Source organism: Promicromonospora sp. NPDC050249 (assembly GCF_040656015.1).
Lineage (GTDB): Bacteria > Actinomycetota > Actinomycetes > Actinomycetales > Cellulomonadaceae > Promicromonospora.
The window spans coordinates 76,312-96,204 of record NZ_JBFAKY010000005.1; the positions used below are offsets into that span (position 1 = coordinate 76,312).

Below are 19,893 nucleotides of genomic sequence, written 5' to 3' on the forward strand. Positions count from 1 at the left end.
CGTTACCTTGCCTACTGGTTTTTCCGATGCACCCCTTTTTCCTGCTATTCCCATCCGGTAACGTCGTCGCGTCCCCGGGTTCCGGGCAGTTGTAGTCGACCAGCTGGAGCAGCTCTCATGAAGCACGCCGCCGTCAAGCCTTCGTCCGTCGCCAAGACCACGGCCTCCCGCGTCGTGGCGACGATCGCGCTCGCCACCGCGGCGACCGCCGTCGCCAGCCCCGCGATGGCGCACGACGGCGGTGGCCACGACGGTCACCGCGGCCACTCCGCCGACGACGGCCGTGGCTATGACGGGGGTCAGCACCGTGGCTACGACCGCGGCCACGGGCAGGACGCCGGAGCCCCGCGCTCGTACGAGCCCTCCAGCTACTCGGAGCCGAACTACGACGTGCCGCAGTACGGGTCCCAGCGGGGCGGCTGCGACCGTGGTGCCGAGACGATGAGCCAGACCGACTCGCAGGGCCAGGACGACTGGCAGGGCCAGGACGACTGGCAGGGCGGCTGGGACGATCAGGACCGCGAGCAGGTGCGCGAGGCGATCCGGGAGCACCTGAACGAGGCCGCGGCGCCCGCGCCGAAGCCGGAGGACGTCGCCCCGCGGCCCGCCGCTCCTGAGGCCGCCCCCGTCGAGAAGGCGGAACCGGTGGTGGCCGAGGTCGCCGCCCCCGTGCAGGACGCCGCGCCCGACGTGTCAGAGAGCCTGGAGCCGGCGGCAGTCCAGGCCCCCGGCCAGCAGTGGCAGGGCAGGCCGACGGCGGCCGACACCGCGGGGGCCGAGCTCACCGCCTATGTCCCGTCCGAGAGTGAGCAGGAGGCGACGACCCTCGCCGAGGTCACGCTGGACGCCCCGGCCCGGCTCTCCACCACCGGCGCCGAGGCGGCCGCGCTGACGGCGGCCGCCGGCGCCCTGGTGATCGGCGGCGCGGGTTCGCTCCTGGTCGCGCGCCGCAGCCACGTCCGCGTCTGACCTGCTTCGTCGTCCCGGCTCGCCGGGGGTTCTACCTCGGTGAGCCGGGGTGCCAGGTCGGGGCGTCGGTGCCCCACCGGTGTGCGGGGTGCGGGTAGTCGTCGTGCTCCGGAAGGGCCGGGCGCGCCGTCGTGACCCCGGCGTGGGTGACGGTCGCGCTCGCCGGTGGCGGCGCGGCGGCCGGGTGCAGCGGGTCTCGCCCCGGCCGGTCCAGCAGCCAGGTCGCGGTGCGCGCGAGCGACACTGACACGTCGACGCCCGGCCCGTCGTCCTCGCGGACGAGCGCTTCCACGATCCCCGCCGCGAGCAGGTAGCCGGAGGCGTGGTCGAGAGCCTGGGCGGGCAGCGCCCCCGGCACCCCGTCCCGGCCCTCCAGCAGGGCTATACCGCTCGCCGCCTGCACTATCGAGTCGAACCCCCGGCGGCCGGCCCACGGTCCGGTGTCGCCCCATGCGGAGACCCTGCCCGTCACGACGCCACGCGGTGCCTCGAGACCGAGCCCCTCGATCGCACCTGGCCGATAGCCGGTGACCAGCACGTCAGCCGCGTCCAGCAGCTCCTGAGCGGTACGGCGGTCACTACCGTCCCGGAGGTCCAGGACGGTGCTGCGCTTGCCCTGCCCCGAGTCGAGGTGCTGCCACTCGATCTCCGCGGGCGCGGGCGGGTCGACCCGCAGCACGTCGGCGCCGAGCAGGGCGAGCGTCCGCGTGGCGACGGGGCCCGCGACCACGCGCGTGAGGTCGAGCACCCGGACACCGGAGAGAGGCGCCCCGCCGCTCAGCGGGACCTGCGCCACGCGGCGCCGTCGGGCACCCGTTGGCGCGGATCGCTGCGCGGTCCGCACCAGGGGGCCCGACGCCGCCGCGCGTCCCTGCGCTGACGCCCGCCACTCCTGCTCGGTCCGCACGCGCGCCACTATCGCGCCGCCGCCTGGTTCCGAGCCCGTCGCAGGGCCGGCCGCACGGTCCTCCAGCTCCTGCCCCGCGAGCTCGGCGAGCCGCTGGGCGAAGGCGGGGCGCCCGACGTCGTCGGGCAGGCCGACGAGGGCGGTCAGACGTGACCGGTGGTGCGGATAGTTCGCGTGGGTGCGGACCCAGCCGTCCGAGGTGCGGAAGAAGCCGGAGAGCGGGGCGAACGCCTCCATGGGTCGTCCGTCGAGCGCGAAGACCCGGTCGGAGGCGAAGGCCGTGGCGACTCTTGCTGGATCAGGGTGGACGACAGGATCGGTCCGGGCGGACGCGCGCTGGACGGCTCGGACGGCGTCGAGCGCGAGGTCGAGCACGGGCAGGTGTGCGGCGAGCCAGGGTTCCACCGCTCCATCATCAGCCGCGCTCGACCAGTTTCCGAAAACATCACCGGCCGGACAGATCTGGGAGCATGCGCGCGGATACACTCGCCGCATGGCCAAGAACCCCTCCTCCGACTTCGTGCTCCGGCCCTTTGAAGGTCTCCCCGGGGAGACCGACTGGGTGGCGATGCGTGAGATCGTCCCGTCAGCGACCGCGACGGCTCGCACCACCGCCGAGTACGGCTCGCGCGACGTCACGATCGTGACGCTGCTGCCGGGGGCATGGACCGCTCTGCACCGCGCCGACGGCGCGATCCTGCTCGCCGTGCAGGGAATCCTGAGCACCGGCGACGTCAGCCGCGACCTCGCGGCGGCCCTCCTCGAGGCGCTGGAGCTGGAGCCGGGTACGGCGGTCGAGTCGGGTGAGCTGCCCGGTGAGGGCCCGCGCCTGCAGGACGTGCTCGACCTGAGCGTCCCGTTCGAGGTCACCGTGCACGAGACGTTCGACTTCTGGCTCGACCCGAGCGCCGAGATCACGCCGGAGCTCAAGGAGAGCCTGGAGGACGCCGCCGACGGCGCGATCCCCACGGTCAAGGTGTCCTCCGTCGAGTCGGCCTACTGGTGCAGCATGACGCGTGAGTTCCTGCGCTGGGCACGTCCCGAACCGGAGGACGACCTGATCGACGCGCTCTCTCGTCTGCACGCAAAGCGGGAGTCAGGGCTGGCGGGTGGGAAGTTCGTGGGAGCGTTTCGGGCGTCAGGCCTGGTCGTACCCGTATGGGAGCTGCCGAAGGGCACCGAGGCGACCGATCTCGAGGGCCCGGCGACGGAGCTCGGCGAGAGGCTCGCGAAAGCACTTTCCATCAAGGAGCCGCTTGATGCGAACGAGCGACGCGCCAGAGCAGGTATCGTCTCCCGGCAGGTCACCCTGCGTTAGTCCGGACCCCCTGGCCGGTCGTTCGCGAGCGGCCCGGAACGCGTCGGCAGTCACCGAAGATCGTCACGAGCGGTCCAGGTTTCGGCAACTAGCGGACCAAGGGAGTAGGATTCCAGGGGTAAACCTTTGCACTCACCAAGCAAAGGACTATCCGGTCACCCACCAAGGCAAATCGACGCTTCAGGCAGGACAGGTGTGAACGCTCTCCCGGTCGCGAAGACCACGCGTCCCGGCAATGCTCAGGCAGGCAAGAATGTCCAGCGGGTGGCGGCGGTCATCCCCGCCAAGGACGAGGCCGAACGCATCGCCGCGACCGTGCGCTCTGCGCGCGCGATCCCTCATGTCGACCTCGTGCTCGTGGTCGACGACGGCTCCGAGGACGACACGCAGCACGTCGCGCGTGCCGCCGGTGCCGTCGTCGTGCGCCACTCGCACAATCGCGGCAAGGCCGCCGCGATGGAGACGGGTGCGGCAGTCGTCGCGATGCGCGACGCGGACGGTCGCCCGCCGCGCCTGCTCATGTTCATCGACGGCGACCTCGGCGACACCGCCGTGAACACGGCACCGCTGGTCCGTCCGGTCCGCGAGGGCGTGGCCGATCTCGCGATCGCCCTGCTGCCCAAGCAGGCGGGCGCGGGCGGGCGGGGCATGGTGGTCGGCGCGGCCCGCCGGGCGATCGAGGCGATGACGGGCTGGAGCCCGTCGCAGCCGCTGTCCGGCATGCGCTGCCTCACCCGTGAGGCCTTCGAGGCGGCCACCCCGCTGGCGCGTGGCTGGGGTGTCGAGACGGGCATGACCATCGACCTGCTGCGCAAGGGGTACGTCGCCGTCGAGGTGCCCTGCGACCTCAAGCACCGCGCCTCGACGAACGACCTCAAGGGACAGATCCACCGCGCCGCGCAGTACCGCGACGTCCTGCTGGCCGTGAACGCGCGCAAGATGCGCGGCGCGGTGGACGCGGTGCGGCACGCGGGCTCGAACGTCCGCAGCTGATGCGCGGGCGCCACCGCGCGTGCCCCGTACGCTGATCACATGGGGTGGCAGGTCTGGCTAGGGATTGCCGCGATCGGCGTCGCCGTGCTGGCACTTGCCGTCGCCGTCGGGGTCTGGACGCAGCAGGCGCGGATGCGGCGCCGCGACCCGCACCGGGCGACGCCGCAGAGCGTGCAGGCCGCACCGCAGCTCGCGGTGATCGTGAACCCCTCCAAGCAGGGCGCGAGCGGCCTGGCACTCGAGGTCCGCGCCCACTGCAGGGCCCAGGGTCTCCCGGAACCACTCTGGTACGAGACGACGGTGGAGGACCCGGGCAAGGGCCAGGCCCGGCAGGCGCTCGACGACGGCGCCGACATAGTCATCGCCGCGGGCGGTGACGGGACGGTCCGGGCCGTCGCCGAGACCATGGTCGCCTCCGACAAGCCGATGGGCGTGCTGCCCGTTGGCACCGGCAACCTCCTGGCCCGGAACCTCGAGCTGCCGCTGACGAACGTGGACCACGCGCTCGATGTGATCGTGCACGGCCGCACGCGCCCGATCGACGTCGGCTGGCTGCGGGTGACCGAGTTCGCGGAGGCGCCGCGCAACGGGGACCATCCCAACCAGCCCGACCACGAGCCCGACACGGAGCGCGAGCACATCTTCCTGGTGATCGCCGGCCTGGGGTTCGACGCGGCGATGGTCGCGACGGCGGACGCGGACCTGAAGAAGCGGGTGGGCTGGGTCGCCTACTTCGTGGCGGGGCTCTCGCACCTGCAGGCCCGGCGCATGCGCGCCACCCTGCAGCTCGACGACAGCCCGCCCGTCGAGGCCCGCGCCCGGTCGATCATGGTCGGCAACTGCGGCCTGCTCCCCGGCGGCGTCACCCTGCTGCCGGACGCCGTGCTCGACGACGGGGTGCTCGACGTGGCCGCCGTCGACGTCCGTGGCGGGGTGTTCGGGTGGGCCCAGCTGACGCTCGAGATCGCCATGCAGGGTGTCGGGGTGCGCAACGACCTGCCGGAGAAGCTGGGCCGCATCGACCACACCAAGGCACGCCGGGCGCGGATCCGCGTGTCGGCGGGCGAGGAGGCCCAGGTCGACGGCGACCCGCTCGGGCGGGCGGTCGAGATCGACGTCCACGTCCAGGCGGGCGCCCTGCTGGTCCGGGCACCGTGACCGCCCGGTCCATCTACCCTGGGCGGGTGAATCCCAGTTCCACGCGAGCTCTGGCCGTGCCCGCAGTCCTGGTCATGCTCGTGGCGGTCCTGCTCGGTCTGCTGAGCCCGGCTGCTGCCTCTGCCGCGCCCGGGGGCGGCGCCGCGGGAGGGTCCGCGGCCGCCTCCAGCACCCCGAGACCCGTCGCGCCGGTGGTGGTGGTCGGGGTGGCCGGCCTGCGCTGGACCGACGTGTCCCGCAGCACCACCCCGAACCTGTGGCACATGATCGGCGGCGGCTCGGTCGCCTCGATCAACGTCCGCACCGCTGACCCCGCCACGTGCCCCCTGGACGCGTGGCTCACCCTCTCCGCGGGCAGCCGGACGGTCTCGGCGGGCAGCGCGGAACGGGCGGAGGAGCCCACCCGCGAACAGCAGGACGGCCGGACGCCGGAGGCGCGCGGGGCGACGTCGTGCACGCCCGTACCGCAGGCCATCGGCGGAGGCGACGCCGAGCCGGCCGCCGCGACGGTCGACGGCTGGGACGAGCTTCCCGAGCAGGAGGAGGGCACCTCCGACGAGGAGCCGGCCGAGACCGCCGAGACCCCGGCACCCGGCCTCCTCGGCGAGCTGCTCGCCGACGCGGACGCCTGCTCGACGGCGGTCGGGCCGGGCGCCGCCGTGATGCTCGCCCGCGAGGACGGGAGGGTGAGCCGGTACGTCCCCTCGCTGGACGCGCTGTTGGCCGCGACCCCGGACACCGCCCCTGACACCGCCTCGGATACAGCGGAGCCGGGCGGCGCGGGCACGGGGAACCCCGCCTGGAGCGACGTCCTCGCCGAGTGCCCGGTGACCGTCATCGACGCGGGCAGCCTTCCCGAGGGCCCGGAGCGGGCAGCGGCGCTCGACGCGCTGGACGACACGCTCAGCACGCTGCGGACCGGCCTGCCGACCGGTACGCGTGTGCTCGTGGCGGGTATCGCGGACACCCCGCTCACGCAGCAGGGGCTGCAGGTCGTCGTCGACTGGGTCGTCGACGTGCCGCGTGTGCGCTGGCTGACGTCGGACGCCTCGCGCAGCACCGGCTTCGTCCAGCTCACCGACCTGACGGCGACCGCCGCCGAGGCCGGCGACGCGCTCCCCGACCCCGAGGCGGAGCCCGCTCCTGGCCTGGTGGTCGAGGAGCCGGAGATCGACGGCATGCCCGTCGTGGTGGGCGAGCCGCGCCGCACCACCGTCGCCCGCACGGTCGAGAACCGGCAGTACATCAACGTGCTGGCCGACACGATCCCGGCACAGGTCCCGGCGTTCGCCGGCGCGATCGTCCTGTTCCTGCTCATCGCCGTGCTGGTGCTGGTGCTGCCCCGCCGGACGGGGCGGCCGCGCCGCGAGCCCGGTCCCTACCGGCAACGCCTCGCGCTCGGGGCCGTGCTGCTCGCCGTGTCCGCCCCGGCCGCCGCCGCCCTCGCGACCCTCACCCGCTGGTGGGTGTGGCCGGCGCCCGAGTTCGGCCTTGCCCTCTCGCTGACCGCGGCGACCGTCCTCGTGGCGCTCACCGTCCGTGCCGTGTCCCGCCTGCTCCCGCCCGCTCCGTGGCGCAACGCGGTGGCCGCGGCGGGGATCACCTGGCTGGTGCTCACCGTCGACGGCAGCACCGGCTTCACGCTGCTGCAGGGTTCGCTGCTGGGCTCGTCGCTCGCCACCGCCGACCGGTTCTACGGGTTCTCCGACGTGGCGTTCGTGGTCTACGCGGCGGCCGGCCTCGTGCTCGCCGGCGGCCTCGCGGCCTACGCGGTGCGCGGTCGCACCCGGCCTCGTGCCGAAGCTGTGCTGGGCGACGGTGTTCGGCGCAGCACCGGCGAGCGGCCGTCCCGGCCGGCGTGGCGTGCGGTAGGCGCCGTGACCGTGGTTGCGCTGGTGACCGTCGGGGTGGACGCCGCACCCTTCCTCGGTGACCGTCTGCGCGGGCTGTTCCTGCTCGTACCGTTCGCGCTCGTCGCGCTGCTCGCCGTGCGGTCCGACCTGCTCACCCGGTTCCTCGACGCGCGCGGCTGGCTGCCCTCCGGCAGGCACACCGAGCCGGTGCGCCACGTGCCGTCCGCGGTCCTCGGCCTGTCCGGCGCGCTGCTGCTCAGCCTGCTGTTCGCCGCGGCCGTGCTGCCGGTACCCGGCGCCGACGCCGCGGGCGAGGAGTCCGGCTCGCTCAGCACCGCGGCGCCCGTCGTGCCGCCCGGCGGCAGCGTCGTCGTGATCGGCACCCAGGGCCTGCGTTGGACCGACGTCCAGCCGTCCCTCGACACCGGCCAGGCGCCCGCGCCGACCCTGTACGGCCTCCTGACCGACGGCGCGGACGCCGCGGGTCTCACCCTGCCCAACGGGCGCGCGGCACGCTGCCCGGACAGCGGCTGGCTCAGCCTGTCGGCGGGCCGGCTCGCCGAGGTGGCCGACGAGCGCGACGCCGACAGGCACTGGATCTGCGACGACGTCTCGGTGACCCCGGCGCGGGGCGACAGCCCCGCCGTCGTCGATCAGTGGGACCGGTTCCTGGAACTGCAGCGCGGGTCCGGCTACGCGGCGCACCCCGGCACGCTCGGCGAGGCCCTGGCGGGCGAGTGCACGACAGCGGTCGGCACGGGCGCCGCGGTGGCGCTCGCCCGACGGGACGGCACCGTCGGCAGGTACTTCGACTTCGAGACGGCGATGGCCGAGGGGTCCGGCGCCTGGGACTGCCCGGTCACCTTCGTGGACGCCGGGTCCGCGCTGCTCGACGTCGCGCAGCGTGCGGAGCTGGAGCGGGAGCCGGACGGCCGCGAGCAGGTGGCGGCGCTCCGCGCCGGCCTGGTCTCCGACGTCGACCTCGCGGTATGGCGCATCCTCGACGCCGCTCCGGCGGACACGACGGTGCTGGTGATCGACGTCGCGACCGTGCCGGAGCACCCGCTGGAGCTCGGCCTGGCGATGATGCGCCCGTCCGCGGCGAACGAGGGCCTCCCGCGCTACCTGGCCAGCACGGCCACCCGTACGGAGGGTGTGGCGCGCCTGATGGACGTCCCGGCGGCCGTGCTCGGCGCCGTCGGCGTCGACCTGCCCGCCGACGTCGACCCGACGCCGCTGCTGCGTGGCGGCGAGCGTCCCGCCTCGGCCTGGCTCACCGCCGACGAGCTGGCGGACATGACGGCCCGCGACCACGTGCGCCGCGACGCGTACCTCTGGCTCGTGGACGTGCCGTTCTGGCTGGGCCTCGCGCTGGCCGGGGTGTGCTGGTGGGCGATGCGGCGGCGGGCCGCCCTGAGCCCTGCGAAGGGGCTGCCGCGCGGGTCCGCCGCGGGCCCGGGCAGGTGGCAGCGCGTGGCCGAGGTCGCCGCGACCGCGCTGGCCGCACTTCCTGCGGGCGGGTTCCTCGTCTCGCTGACGGGCTGGTGGCGGTTCGACCTGCCGGTGCTCGCGATGCTGGGCGCCACCGCGCTCGTGACGGCGGCAGTGGCAGGGCTCAGCCTGCTCGCCCCGCGCAGGCCGTTGTGGGCGGCCCCTGGGGTGGTCGCAGGCATCACGTTCGTCGCGCTGACCGTGGACGCGCTGTTCGGCACGCCGCTGAACCGCGCGGCCCCGCTCGGCTCGGCCCCGACGTTCGGCGCGCGGTTCTACGGCTTCGGCAACCCCACCTTCTCCGTGTACGCGGTGGCGGCGATAGTGCTGGCGGCGGCCCTGGCCCAGCTGTTCGTCACCCGCGGACGGCGGGTGCTGGCCACCCTGGCCGTGACCGTCGTGGGAGTGATCGCGATGGCGGTCGACGTGTGGCCGACGCTCGGCGCGGACCTCGGCGGCGGGCTGGTCCTCGTCCCGGCATTCGTGGTGATCGGCACCGCCGCCTCCGGGCTACGCCTCACCCTGTGGCGGTTCGTCTGGGTGGGTGCGGCCGGAGTCGGTGTCGTGGCGCTCGTCGGTCTGCTGGACTGGCTGCGGCCGCCCGAGTCCCGTTCGCACCTCGGCAGGTTCGTGGGCCAGGTGCTCGACGGCGAGGCGGTCTCCACGGTGCTGCGCAAGGCCCTGTACGCGCTGAGCTCTGTCACCGGCGGGCCGGCGGTCTGGGTGACGGTGATCGTGCTCTTGCTGGTCGGGCTCGCCCTGTACGGTCCGGCGGCCTGGCGGAAGCGGCTGACTCCCGCCTGGTTCCAGCGCGCACAGGAGCGCTGGGAGTTCCTGCGGCCCGCGCTCGTGGCGATGTGGGTGATGGCCGTGCTGGGCTCCCTGGTCAACGACTTCGGCCTGCGGATCGCGATGATCGCGCTCGTCCCGGCCGTGCCGCTGCTCACGCTTGTCGCGCTGCGGACGAAATCGGCGGGACAGCCCCGATAGGCTCACCCCTGTGATCGATCTCCGACTTCTGCGCGACAACCCCGACGTAGTCCGCGCGAGCCAGGTGGCCCGCGGCGACGACCCCGACCTCGTGGACGTGGCGCTCGACGCCGACGCGCGCCGCCGCTCGTCCCTGTCGGAGTTCGAGAACCTGCGCGCCGAGCAGAAGTCCCTGGGCAAGCAGGTGGCCCAGGCCCAGGGCGACGAGAAGCAGGCCCTGCTGGCGCGCACCAAGCAGCTCGCCCAGGACGTCAAGCAGCACCAGGCGACGGCCACGGAGGCCGAGCAGGAGCTCGACCGCGTGCTGTACTCCATCGCCAACGTGATCGAGGGTGCGCCGGCCGGCGGCGAGGAGGACTTCGTCGAGCTCAAGCAGGTGGGCCGGCGTCGCGACTTCGCGGCCGAGGGCTTCGAGCCCAAGGACCACCTGGAGCTGGGCGAGGGTCTGCGCGCGATCGACACCAAGCGCGGGGCCAAGGTGTCCGGTGCGCGGTTCTACTTCCTCACCGGCATCGGTGCGCGCCTGGAGCTGGCGCTGCTGAACATGGCGATGGACCAGGCGGTGCAGGAGGGCTTCACGCCCATGATCACGCCGACCCTCGTCAAGCCCGAGACCATGCAGGGCACCGGGTTCCTCGGGGCGCACGCCGACGAGATCTACCGCCTGGAGAAGGACGACCTGTACCTGGTGGGCACCTCGGAGGTGGCCCTCGCCGGCTATCACAGCGACGAGATCGTCGACCTGTCCGACGGGCCGATGCGGTACGCCGGCTGGAGCGCCTGCTATCGGCGCGAGGCGGGTTCGGCGGGCCGTGACACGCGCGGGATCATCCGCGTGCACCAGTTCCACAAGGTCGAGATGTTCAGCTACTGCGCCCCGGAGGACGCGGAGGCCGAGCACCAGCGCCTGCTGGGCTGGGAAGAGGCCATGATGGCCAAGGTCGAGCTGCCCTACCGCGTCATCGACACGGCGGCGGGCGACCTCGGCTCGTCGGCGGCCCGCAAGTTCGACTGCGAGGCATGGCTGCCCACCCAGGAGCGCTGGCTGGAGCTCACGTCGACGTCCAACTGCACGACGTTCCAGGCCCGCCGTCTGGGCGTGCGCGAGCGCACCGAGGACGGCTCCACCCGGAACGTGGCCACGCTGAACGGCACGCTCGGCACCACGCGCTGGATCGTCGCCATCCTGGAGAACCACCAGCAGCCGGACGGCTCGGTCTACGTCCCGGAGGCCCTGCGTCCGTACCTGGGCGGCCTGGAGCTCCTGGAGCCGACCAAGTAACCCCCCAAGTAACCCGCCAAGTAACCCGCCGAGTAACCACCAAGGAACCGGAGAGGTCTTCTGTCTCTGGTCGGTTGGTGTTCATGTGCGGGTCGGTAGGCTGCGGGTGTGCCCCGCGACATCGACCGAAAGCTCGTAGCCCTCGACATCGACGGCACGCTCGTCACCTATGACGAGGTGCTGTCCGACGCCGCGCGGGACGCCGTCGCCGCCGTCCGCGCGGCGGGGCACCACGTGGTGCTCGCCTCGGGACGGTCGCTCATCGCCATGACGCCCATCGCGGCGGAGCTGAAGATCGAGGAGTCCTGGATCGTCGCGTCGAACGGCGCCGTGACCGCGCGTCTCGACCCGTCCGCCGACATGGGCTACACCCTGGAGCGCGTGGAGACGTTCGACCCGCAGCCGGTGCTCCGCATGCTCAAGGAGGAGCTCCCGCACGCCCGCTACGCGGTCGAGGACGTCGGCGTGGGCTTCCGGATGACCGAGCTCTTCCCCGACGGGGAGCTCAACGGTGAGCACCGCGTCGTCGACTTCGAGGAGCTCTGGGCGGGGCACGTCACCAGGGTGGTCGTGCGCAGTCCTGGGGAGACCAGCGCGGAGTTCCACGAGATCGCCGCGCGCCTCGGGTTCGACGACGTGACCTACGCCGTCGGTTGGTCCGCGTGGATGGACATCGCACCCCAGGGAGTGACCAAGGCGTCCGCCCTGGAGGAGGTACGCAAGGCGCTCGGCGTGGCGCCCGAGAACACCGTCGCCGTGGGCGACGGCAGCAACGACATCGACATGCTGCGCTGGGCCGCTCGAGGCGTGGCCATGGGTCATGCGGCGGACACGGTCCAGGCCGCGGCGAACGAAGTGACGGCATCGATCGAGGACGACGGTGTTGTGAAAGTGCTCAGATCCCTACTTTGATGGTAAAAATAGCCAACTGCTAGTGCCACGGGTGAAAGGTATCCGTGCAAAGGTATGGATCACTGGCCGAAAGCCTGTACATTTGGGCGCGATCCGTCGAGGGGTGACGGCGCTCACGGTGCCATGGGGGTACGTGATGATCCTGGACGACCAGCCGGTGTCCATGCGAGTGCGTAACGACGCGCCTCACCTGGTCGCTCTCGACATCGACGGGACCCTGTTGGTCACCGGGCAGCTGGTGCCCGAACCGACGGTTCTGGCCGTGCAGCTCGTGCGTGGCCGGAAGCATCACGTGGTCCTGGCGTCGGGTCGGTCGTTGACGGGGATCCTGCCCGTGGCCAAGCAGCTGGGGATCACCGACGGGTGGGTGGTCGCCTCCAACGGAGCCGTCACGGCACGCCTGTGCGACACCTGCGCCGGTGGCTACATGCTCGAGGACGTGCTCACGTTCGACGTCGGACCGGTGGCGCAGATGGCGCTGAGCCGGTTCCCGGACGTGCAGATCGGCGTCGAGGAGATCGGCGTCGGCTACCGCGTCAACCGGACCTTCGAGCCGCACGAGGTCAACGGCGCGCAACGAGTGGTGCCGGTGGACGAGCTGGGCGGGCTGCCCGCGTCGCGCGCGATCCTGCGCGGCCCGGACGTGCTGGACCTGCTCGACCCGCTGCGCCGGCACGGCGTCACCGCCACGCAGGCCGGCCCGGACTGGATCGACGTGACACCTCGGCACCTGAGCAAGGCGACGTCGCTGGAGACGATTCGCGCCACGCTCGGCGTCCCGCAGCACAACACGTTCGCCGTCGGAGACGGCATCAACGACATCGAGATGCTGACCTGGGCCGCGCGCGCCGTGGCGATGGGGCACGCCCCCGACGCGGTGAAGGCGATCGCCCACGAGACGGTGGGCGACATCTCGCAGCACGGCGTGATCCAGGCCCTCAAGACCCTGCTCTGACGTCACGTTCGCCGAAGTAGAGCGCCTGTCCGAGTCTCCCCGTGTCACCAGGGAGGTCTGGACAGGCGCTCTACTTCGGCGAACGCGACGTCAGTCGCGCGCCGTCAGGATCAGCGGGCCGTCCTCCGTGATCGCGATCGTGTGCTCCGAGTGCGCCCCGCGTGACCCGTCCTTCGACCGCAGCGTCCAGCCGTCGGGGTCGGTGAAGATCTCGTCGGTCGTCTCGAGGAACCACGGCTCGACGGCGATGACGAGGCCCGGCTTGAGCGGGAAGCCGCGGCCGGCGCGCCCGTTGTTCGGCACGTGCGGGTCGCCGTGCATGGTGCGGCCCACGCCGTGCCCGCCGAAGTCGGTGTTGATCGAGTAGCCGGCGGCGTGCGCGACCTCCGCGATCGCCGCGGAGATGTCACCGATCTTCTTGCCCGGCTGCGCGGCTGCGATGCCCGCGTCCAGGGCGACCTCTGTGGTGCGGATCAGCTTCGCGTCGGCCTCGGCGCGGCCGGGGGCCGGCGTGCCCACCACGATCGACAGCGCGGAGTCGGAGACCCAGCCGTTCACGGACGCGGCGAAGTCGATGGACAGCAGGTCGCCGTCCTGGAGCGTGTAGTCGAACGGCAGGCCGTGCAGCACGGCGTCGTTCACCGAGGTGCAGATGGTCTTGCCGAACGGCATGGCGCCGAAGGACGGGTGGTAGTCGATGTAGCACGACTCCGCGCCCTGGTCGCGGATCATCTTGTGCGCGACCTCGTCCAGCTCGAGCAGGTTCACACCCACCCCCGCTGCCTCGCGGACGGCGAGCAGCACGTCCGCGACGAAGCGTCCCGCCGGGCGCATCTCCTCGATCTCCCGCGGCGTCCTCAGCTCGATCATGTCCGTCCTTCCGTAGGTGCACCAGGGATCTGGCGGCACAAGCCTACGTCCCACCGGGAAGCGTCGATCCGCTGGGGGTTCGTCGCCTTGCGTGAAGGCGACCGCGGGTTTCACCCGCCTTGGGCCGAACGGGCGATTGCAACGGTTTCGTAATGCAAGGCGGTGCTGTATGGGCTTGCATTGGATCGTGAACCACGGTTGCGTGGAGGAAGGGCAACCTGGCAGTCTGCCTGGCCGTACCCGCACGTCAGAGGGTTCTCAGCCCACGAAGCAGTGGAGGAGCACGAGATGGCTATTCGGATGGCTTCCAAGCGCCGAGCGGTCGCCCTTGCGGCGACCGGCGCGAGCCTGGCCCTGATCCTGTCGGCCTGCGCCGACACAGGTGACGGTGGAGGAGGCGACGGTGGTGACGGCGGCGGCGGTAGCACAGCGGCCCCGCCGATCGACTGCGACGCCTACAAGGAATTCGGTGACCTCGACGGCACGGCGGTCTCCGTCTACACCACGATCGTCGAGCCCGAGGCGGAGACGCAGCAGAACTCCTACAAGCCGTTCGAGGAGTGCACAGGCATCACCATCGAGTACGAGGCCACGCGCGAGATGGAGGCCCAGCTTCCCGTGCGCGTCCAGGCCGGCAACCCGCCGGACATCGCGATCCTGCCGCAGCCGGGCCTGCTGAACACTCTGGTGAAGCAGTACGACGCCGTACTGCCCGCCCCCGAGGAGGTCGAGGCCAACGTCGACGAGTTCTGGTCCGAGGACTGGAAGGAGTACGGCACCGTCGACGGCACGTTCTACGCCGCGCCGCTCGGCTCGAACGTGAAGTCGTATGTCTGGTACTCACCCGCGATGTTCGAGGACGCCGGGTACGAGGTACCGGAGACCTGGGACGACATGATGGCGCTCACCGAGGAGATCGCGGCGACCGACGCCATCCCGTGGTGCGCAGGTGTCGAGTCCGGTGACGCCACCGGCTGGCCGGGCACCGACTGGATCGAGGACGTCGTGCTGCGCTCGGCCGGCCCTGAGGTCTACGACCAGTGGTACACCCACGAGATCCCGTTCAACGACCCGCAGATCGTCGAAGCCTTCGACACTGCCGGTGGCATCCTCAAGAACCCGGACTACGTGAACGGTGGGCTCGGCGGCGTCGACTCCATCGCGACGGCGCCCTGGACGGACGCCGGATACCCGATCCTCGACGGCTCCTGCTGGATGCACCGGGCCGCGAACTTCTACCAGACGCAGTGGCCCGAGGGCACCGAGGTCGCACCGGACGGCGACGTCTACGCGTTCTACCTGCCCTCGATGAACGCCGAGGAGCGCCCGACGCTGGTCGCCGGCGAGTTCATCGCGGCGTTCAACGACCGTCCTGAGGTGAAGGCCTTCCAGACCTATCTCTCGAGCGACGACTGGGCCAACGCCAAGGCGGCGGCGACGCCGGCCGGCGGCTGGGTGAGCGCGAACAACGGCCTCGACCCTGAGCTGCTCGCGACGGAGTTCGACAGGCTGTCCGCCGAGATCCTGGCGGACCCCGCTACGGTCGCCCGCTTCGACGCGTCCGACCTGATGCCGTCCGAGGTCGGTACCGGTTCCTTCTGGGCCGGTATCACCGAGTGGTTCGCCTCGGACGCCAGCAGCCAGGAGGTCACCGACACCATCGAGGAATCCTGGCCCAAGAACTGACAGACAGCTCTCGGTCCTGAGTGACGCGCGGAGGCGCGGGACATCACGTCCCGCGCCTCCGTGGGCCCTGGGGCCAGGCACGCGGCCCGGGCGACGACGACCGGACCCGACAACCAGGATCTGGAGGATCCATGGACTGGCTTCTGAGAGCCGGGGACGACCCGGTACACAAGTTCTTGCTGATGATCATCGCGATCGCGCTGTTCATCGTGGTGATGGCGCTCATCCTCTTCGTGGTGGACAGGCGACGAAACCCGTCGAAGTGGTTCGTGGCGGCCGGGTTCGTAGGGCCTGCGCTGATCCTGTTGGCGGCGGGGCTGCTCTACCCGGCCTTCGGGACCATCGTCAACTCGTTCCAGCGCCGCACGAGCTCCGAGTTCATCGGTTTCGACAACTACGTCAGGGCGTTCAGCGAGCCGGCGTTCCTGCTCGTCCTGGGGAACACCGCCCTGTGGGTGCTGGTGGCACCGGCCCTGGCCACGTTCATCGGCCTCGTCTACGCGGTGGTGGTCGACCACAGCCGCTTCGAGAAGTTCGCCAAGGCCCTCGTGTTCCTGCCCATGGCCATCTCGATGGTCGGCGCGAGCATCATCTGGCGGTTCGTCTACGAGTACAAGCCCGATCAGCCGGGCATCGAGCAGACCGGGCTCCTGAACCAGGTCATCGTGTGGCTGGGCGGCCAGCCGGTCCAGTTCCTGCTGGAGCGGCCGGCCAACACCTTCCTGCTCATGGTGGTGCTGATCTGGATCCAGACCGGCTTCTCGATGACGCTGCTCTCGGCGTCTATCCGCGCGATCCCGACCGACATCGTCGAGGCGGCCCGCCTGGACGGCCTGTCCGGCTTCGGGATGTTCTGGCGGATCACCATCCCGAGCATCCGCCCGGCGCTCGTCGTCGTGCTGACCACCATCGCGATGACGACCCTGAAGGTCTTCGACATCGTCCGCACCATGACCGCCGGCCGGTACGGCACCTCTGTGGTGGCGAACGAGTTCTACGAGCAGAGCTTCCGGCAGAACAACGCCGGCCTGGGCGCCGCCCTCGCGGTGCTGCTGTTCATCATCGTCATCCCGGTGATCATCTACAACGTGCGCCAGATGCGCCTCGCCGAGGAGGTCCGATGAGTACCACACAGCCGGCCGTGGCGCCCAAGGCGGTCCAGCCGCCGACCGACCTCAACGAGCGGGCGCGCAAGGCGAAGAAGGCGCTCACCTCGCCGTGGGCGAGCGGGATCGCAATCGTCATCGCGATCCTCTGGACGGTGCCGACCTTCGGGCTGCTGGTGACGTCGTTCCGGCCCGAGCTGGACATCCGGCGCAGCGGCTGGTGGACGGTCTTCGGTGACGCGTTCGCGGGCGAGGGCGTCTTCTCGCTGCGCAACTACGAGTCGGCGCTGTTCGACAGCTCGACCAACCTGATCAGCTACTTCGTCAACTCGCTGGTGATCACGCTGCCCGCGGTGTTCATCCCGATCACCGTCGCGCTGCTCGCGGCCTACGCGTTCGCGTGGATCGACTTCAAGGGCCGCAACATCCTGTTCGTCTCGGTGTTCGCGCTGCAGATCGTGCCCATCCAGATCACGCTCATCCCGCTGCTGTCCGCCTACGTGGACATCAACGTCAACGGCACGTTCTGGCCCATCTGGCTGTCGCACTCGATGTTCGCGCTGCCGCTGGCGATCTTCCTGCTGCACAACTTCATGAAGGACATCCCGGCCTCGCTCGTCGAGGCAGCGCGGGTAGACGGGGCGGGGCACGTGAAGATCTTCTTCTCGGTGATGCTTCCCCTGCTCACACCGGCGATCGCGGCGTTCGGCATCTTCCAGTTCCTCTGGGTGTGGAACGACCTGCTCGTCGCCCTGGTCATGGGCGGAACGGACACGTTCCCGCTGACGGTGCGCGTGGCCGAGATGGCGGGCTCGCGTGGCGGTGACTGGCATGTGCTGTCCGCCGGCGCGTTCATCTCGATCGTGGTGCCGCTGATCGTGTTCCTCTCGCTGCAGCGCTACTTCGTGCGCGGCCTGCTGGCGGGTTCGGTCAAGGGCTGACCCCTCAGCTCCGCGAGATAGAGCGCCTGTCCGCCCGGCGCCGGGACATCCCGGCGTCGGGCGGACAGGCGCTCTACTTCGCGAAACTGGTCTCGCGGGCGAGCAGGCTCTCCTTGATCGGCAGGCCGTAGCGAAACCCACCGAGGGTGCCGTCGGTACGCAGGATGCGGTGGCACGGCACGAAGAGTGCCGCCGCGTTCATCGCGCAGGCCCCGGCGGCCGCCCGCACCGCAGCGGGCCGGCCCGCGCGGGTGGCGTACTCGGTGTAGGTCAGGCGCTCGCCCGCCTTCACCTCGCGCAGCACGTCCCATGCGTGCGTCCGGAACGGTCCGCTCGCCTGCCGCACGGGCACGCGTCCGGGCGCCCCGTGGTCGCCGTCGTAGTAGGCGCGGACGGCGTCAGCGGCCTCGGCGAGCATCCCGTCCGGCGACGACGGCAGGGCGACCTGCCCCGGACCCGTGTCCAGCCGCAGGGTGGGGTGGACGAGGGCGAGCAGCGAGTCGATGTCGTCGGTCCAGCCGCCGGCCAGGACCGCCTCCTGAGCGGGACCGTCCGCAGGGGCGGCCGCATCGGTCGCCGCCCCGACGAGGATGCTGAACGGGCCGTCCGGGGTGATGAGGGTGCTTGCGTACATGGTGTTCCTTCCGTGGGATGAGCTGTCGGACGCGCGGGCCACTGAAGGTGACCCACCGACACGTCAGGCGGAGCGCCAGAGGTGCATGGCCGCGTACGAGCGCCAGGGCGCCCACGCCGCGCCGCGTCGTGCGAGCTCCTTGAACTGGTGGGGCCGGGGCGCCTCCGCGGAGACCAGGCCGAGGTTGCGCGCGCCGGCGAGCAGCGCGACGTCGCCGTCCATGAGGACGTCGGGGTCGCCGAGCACCCGCAGGGCCACGTAGCCGGCCGTCCACGGGCCGATGCCGGGCCGGGCGACCAGGCGCCGGCGCAGGTCCTCGGGGTCGTCGCCGACGCTGAGGGCGAGGGTGCCGTCCGCGAGGTCGCGGCCGGCGCCGACCACCGTCGCCAGGGTCCGGGCGGGCAGGCGGAGGTGCGTGGGGGCGCCGTCCGCCACCTGGGCAGGGCTGGGGAAGAGGCGGGTGAGGCCCTCGAACGCGGAGGCGTACGGCGTGCCGACACCGCGCGCGAGGCGGGACAGGTGCGTGCGGGCCGCGGCGACGCTGATCTGCTGGCCCACGATGGCGCGGACCAGCAGCTCGGCCGGGTCGAGGGTCCCGGGTACCCGGATGCCCGGCACCGCGGCGACCGACGGCGCGAGCACCGGGTCGGAGGCGAGTGCCAGGTCGACGGCGACCGGGTCGGCGTCGAGGTCCAGCAGGCGCCGCACGCGCGCGACGGCGACCGGAGCGTCGGCCAGGTCGGCGAGCTCGAGGTCCAGGTCGACCCGGCCGCTGCCCGGGCGCGGCACGCGCACCTCGAACGCGCCGGGACCGTGCGGCAGGGCGAAGGTCCGGGCGTACCGCAGGGCGCTCACGTCCGACGTCTCCACGCCCTCGATCGAGCGGACGGCGAGAAACTCCAGCACCCCCTGCGCGTCGAACGGTTCCCGGACGGGCAGGGTGAGCGAGATCCGTACGGGTTCGTCCGCGGTCTCCTGAGCCGAGTCCGCGAGGTCGGCACCCGGCACCGAGGTCGGCACAGGCCTGGGCCGACCTCGGTGCGAGCTGCCCACCTCGGCGCCACCCGGACGGGCGCGACCGCCGGCGCCGGCCGCGCCACGCCCTGAACGCCGGGCCCGCGCACGGACCTCGGACGGTGTCGCGCCGAAGACCTCGGCGACCGTGTCGTTGAACTGCCGGATCGAGCCGAAGCCGGCGGCGAAGGCGACGTCGGCGAGCCGCAGGGACGTGCCGACCAGGAGCGCACGCGCGGTCTGCGCTCGCTGGGCCCGGGCCAGCGCCAGCGGCCCGGCCCCCAGCTCACCGACCAGGAGGCGGTGCAGCTGTCGCTCGGAGTAGCCCAGCCGCGTGGCCAGTCCCGAGACTCCCTCGCGGTCCACGACGCCGTCGGCCACGAGGCGCATGGCGCGGCCCGTGAGGTCGCGGCGCAGGTCCCACGCGGGGGTCCCGGGGGCGGCCTCGGGGAGGCAGCGCTTGCAGGCGCGGAACCCGGCCTCGTGCGCGGCGGCCGACGTCAGGTAGAACGCGACGTTCTCCGCCTTCGGCGTGCGTGCCGGGCAGGACGGCCGGCAGTAGATGCCCGTGGTGCGGACGGCCGTGTAGAACTGCCCGTCGAAGCGGGAGTCACGCGCGGCGATGGCGCGGTAGCGCTCGGTGAACGCTGGATCGCGGAGCTCGACGTCGGTCATGGCCACCATCCTGCGCCGCCTCCGGACCTCCCGGCTAGCGGGTTTCGGACACGGCGGTGCTCGCACCGATCGCGGGTGACGATCACCCCGGTCGACTCACCCTGTGGATAGATGGCGCGTTTGCTGACAACTCCGACAG

15 protein-coding genes are annotated in these 19,893 nt (G+C 71.9%); 11 read left to right on the top strand and 4 right to left on the bottom strand.

The annotated features are described in order from the left end of the window. Positions 1–117: 117 nt before the first annotated feature. On the top strand, positions 118–969 hold the full coding sequence (locus AB0I32_RS05420) for a hypothetical protein (protein ID WP_357503658.1): 852 nt from the start codon (positions 118–120) through the stop codon (positions 967–969). A gap of 31 nt (positions 970–1,000) precedes the next feature. On the opposite strand, the gene AB0I32_RS05425 is transcribed toward AB0I32_RS05420, so the two are convergent. Beyond that, positions 1,001–2,281, bottom strand: a complete 1,281-nt coding sequence (locus AB0I32_RS05425) for a CoA transferase (protein ID WP_357503660.1) — start codon at positions 2,279–2,281, stop codon at positions 1,001–1,003. 88 nt (positions 2,282–2,369) lie between these two features. Between AB0I32_RS05425 and AB0I32_RS05430 the strand changes: the two genes are divergently transcribed. From AB0I32_RS05430 to AB0I32_RS05460, 7 genes are all read left to right on the top strand, one after another. Then, positions 2,370–3,194 (top strand): DUF5926 family protein, encoded by an 825-nt coding sequence (locus tag AB0I32_RS05430; protein ID WP_357503663.1) that lies wholly within the window; start codon positions 2,370–2,372, stop codon positions 3,192–3,194. A gap of 264 nt (positions 3,195–3,458) precedes the next feature. Next, complete coding sequence (locus AB0I32_RS05435) at positions 3,459–4,187, top strand: glycosyltransferase (protein WP_357444731.1); 729 nt, start codon at positions 3,459–3,461, stop codon at positions 4,185–4,187. 39 nt (positions 4,188–4,226) lie between these two features. Then, positions 4,227–5,345, top strand: coding sequence for a diacylglycerol kinase family protein (locus AB0I32_RS05440; protein ID WP_357503665.1), 1,119 nt, complete (start codon positions 4,227–4,229; stop codon positions 5,343–5,345). A gap of 26 nt (positions 5,346–5,371) precedes the next feature. Further along, positions 5,372–9,679, top strand: coding sequence for a hypothetical protein (locus AB0I32_RS05445; RefSeq protein WP_357503667.1), 4,308 nt, complete (start codon positions 5,372–5,374; stop codon positions 9,677–9,679). A gap of 10 nt (positions 9,680–9,689) precedes the next feature. Further along, positions 9,690–10,961: a serine--tRNA ligase gene (gene serS / locus AB0I32_RS05450; protein ID WP_357503669.1), complete on the top strand. Its 1,272-nt coding sequence runs from the start codon at positions 9,690–9,692 to the stop codon at positions 10,959–10,961. 108 nt (positions 10,962–11,069) lie between these two features. After that, entirely contained in the window at positions 11,070–11,873 is an 804-nt protein-coding gene (locus AB0I32_RS05455) for an HAD hydrolase family protein (protein WP_357503671.1), read from the top strand. A gap of 103 nt (positions 11,874–11,976) precedes the next feature. After that, on the top strand, positions 11,977–12,828 hold the full coding sequence (locus AB0I32_RS05460) for an HAD family hydrolase (RefSeq protein ID WP_357503674.1): 852 nt from the start codon (positions 11,977–11,979) through the stop codon (positions 12,826–12,828). A 90-nt stretch (positions 12,829–12,918) separates the two neighbouring features. On the opposite strand, the gene map is transcribed toward AB0I32_RS05460, so the two are convergent. Further along, a complete protein-coding gene (gene map, locus AB0I32_RS05465) occupies positions 12,919–13,698 on the bottom strand; it encodes a type I methionyl aminopeptidase (RefSeq protein WP_357503676.1) in 780 nt (259 codons plus the stop codon). A 288-nt stretch (positions 13,699–13,986) separates the two neighbouring features. Between map and AB0I32_RS05470 the strand changes: the two genes are divergently transcribed. The 3 genes from AB0I32_RS05470 (at position 13,987) to AB0I32_RS05480 (ending at position 17,431) form a co-directional block, all read left to right on the top strand. Continuing rightward, entirely contained in the window at positions 13,987–15,384 is a 1,398-nt protein-coding gene (locus tag AB0I32_RS05470) for an ABC transporter substrate-binding protein (RefSeq protein WP_357503678.1), read from the top strand. A gap of 131 nt (positions 15,385–15,515) precedes the next feature. Then, the gene (locus tag AB0I32_RS05475) at positions 15,516–16,508 is read left to right on the top strand and encodes a sugar ABC transporter permease (protein ID WP_357503680.1); all 993 of its coding nucleotides are present in this window, start codon (positions 15,516–15,518) and stop codon (positions 16,506–16,508) included. Then, positions 16,505–17,431 (top strand): carbohydrate ABC transporter permease, encoded by a 927-nt coding sequence (locus tag AB0I32_RS05480; RefSeq protein WP_357503682.1) that lies wholly within the window; start codon positions 16,505–16,507, stop codon positions 17,429–17,431. Before AB0I32_RS05475 ends, AB0I32_RS05480 begins: the two co-directional genes overlap by 4 nt. A 73-nt stretch (positions 17,432–17,504) precedes the next feature. Here AB0I32_RS05480 and AB0I32_RS05485 read toward each other — a convergent pair whose 3' ends face one another. Both AB0I32_RS05485 and AB0I32_RS05490 read right to left on the bottom strand, forming a co-directional pair. Then, positions 17,505–18,065, bottom strand: a complete 561-nt coding sequence (locus AB0I32_RS05485; RefSeq protein WP_357503684.1) for a methylated-DNA--[protein]-cysteine S-methyltransferase — start codon at positions 18,063–18,065, stop codon at positions 17,505–17,507. Between the two features lie 63 nt (positions 18,066–18,128). Then, a complete protein-coding gene (locus AB0I32_RS05490) occupies positions 18,129–19,754 on the bottom strand; it encodes an AlkA N-terminal domain-containing protein (RefSeq protein WP_357503686.1) in 1,626 nt (541 codons plus the stop codon). Positions 19,755–19,893 lie beyond the last annotated feature (139 nt).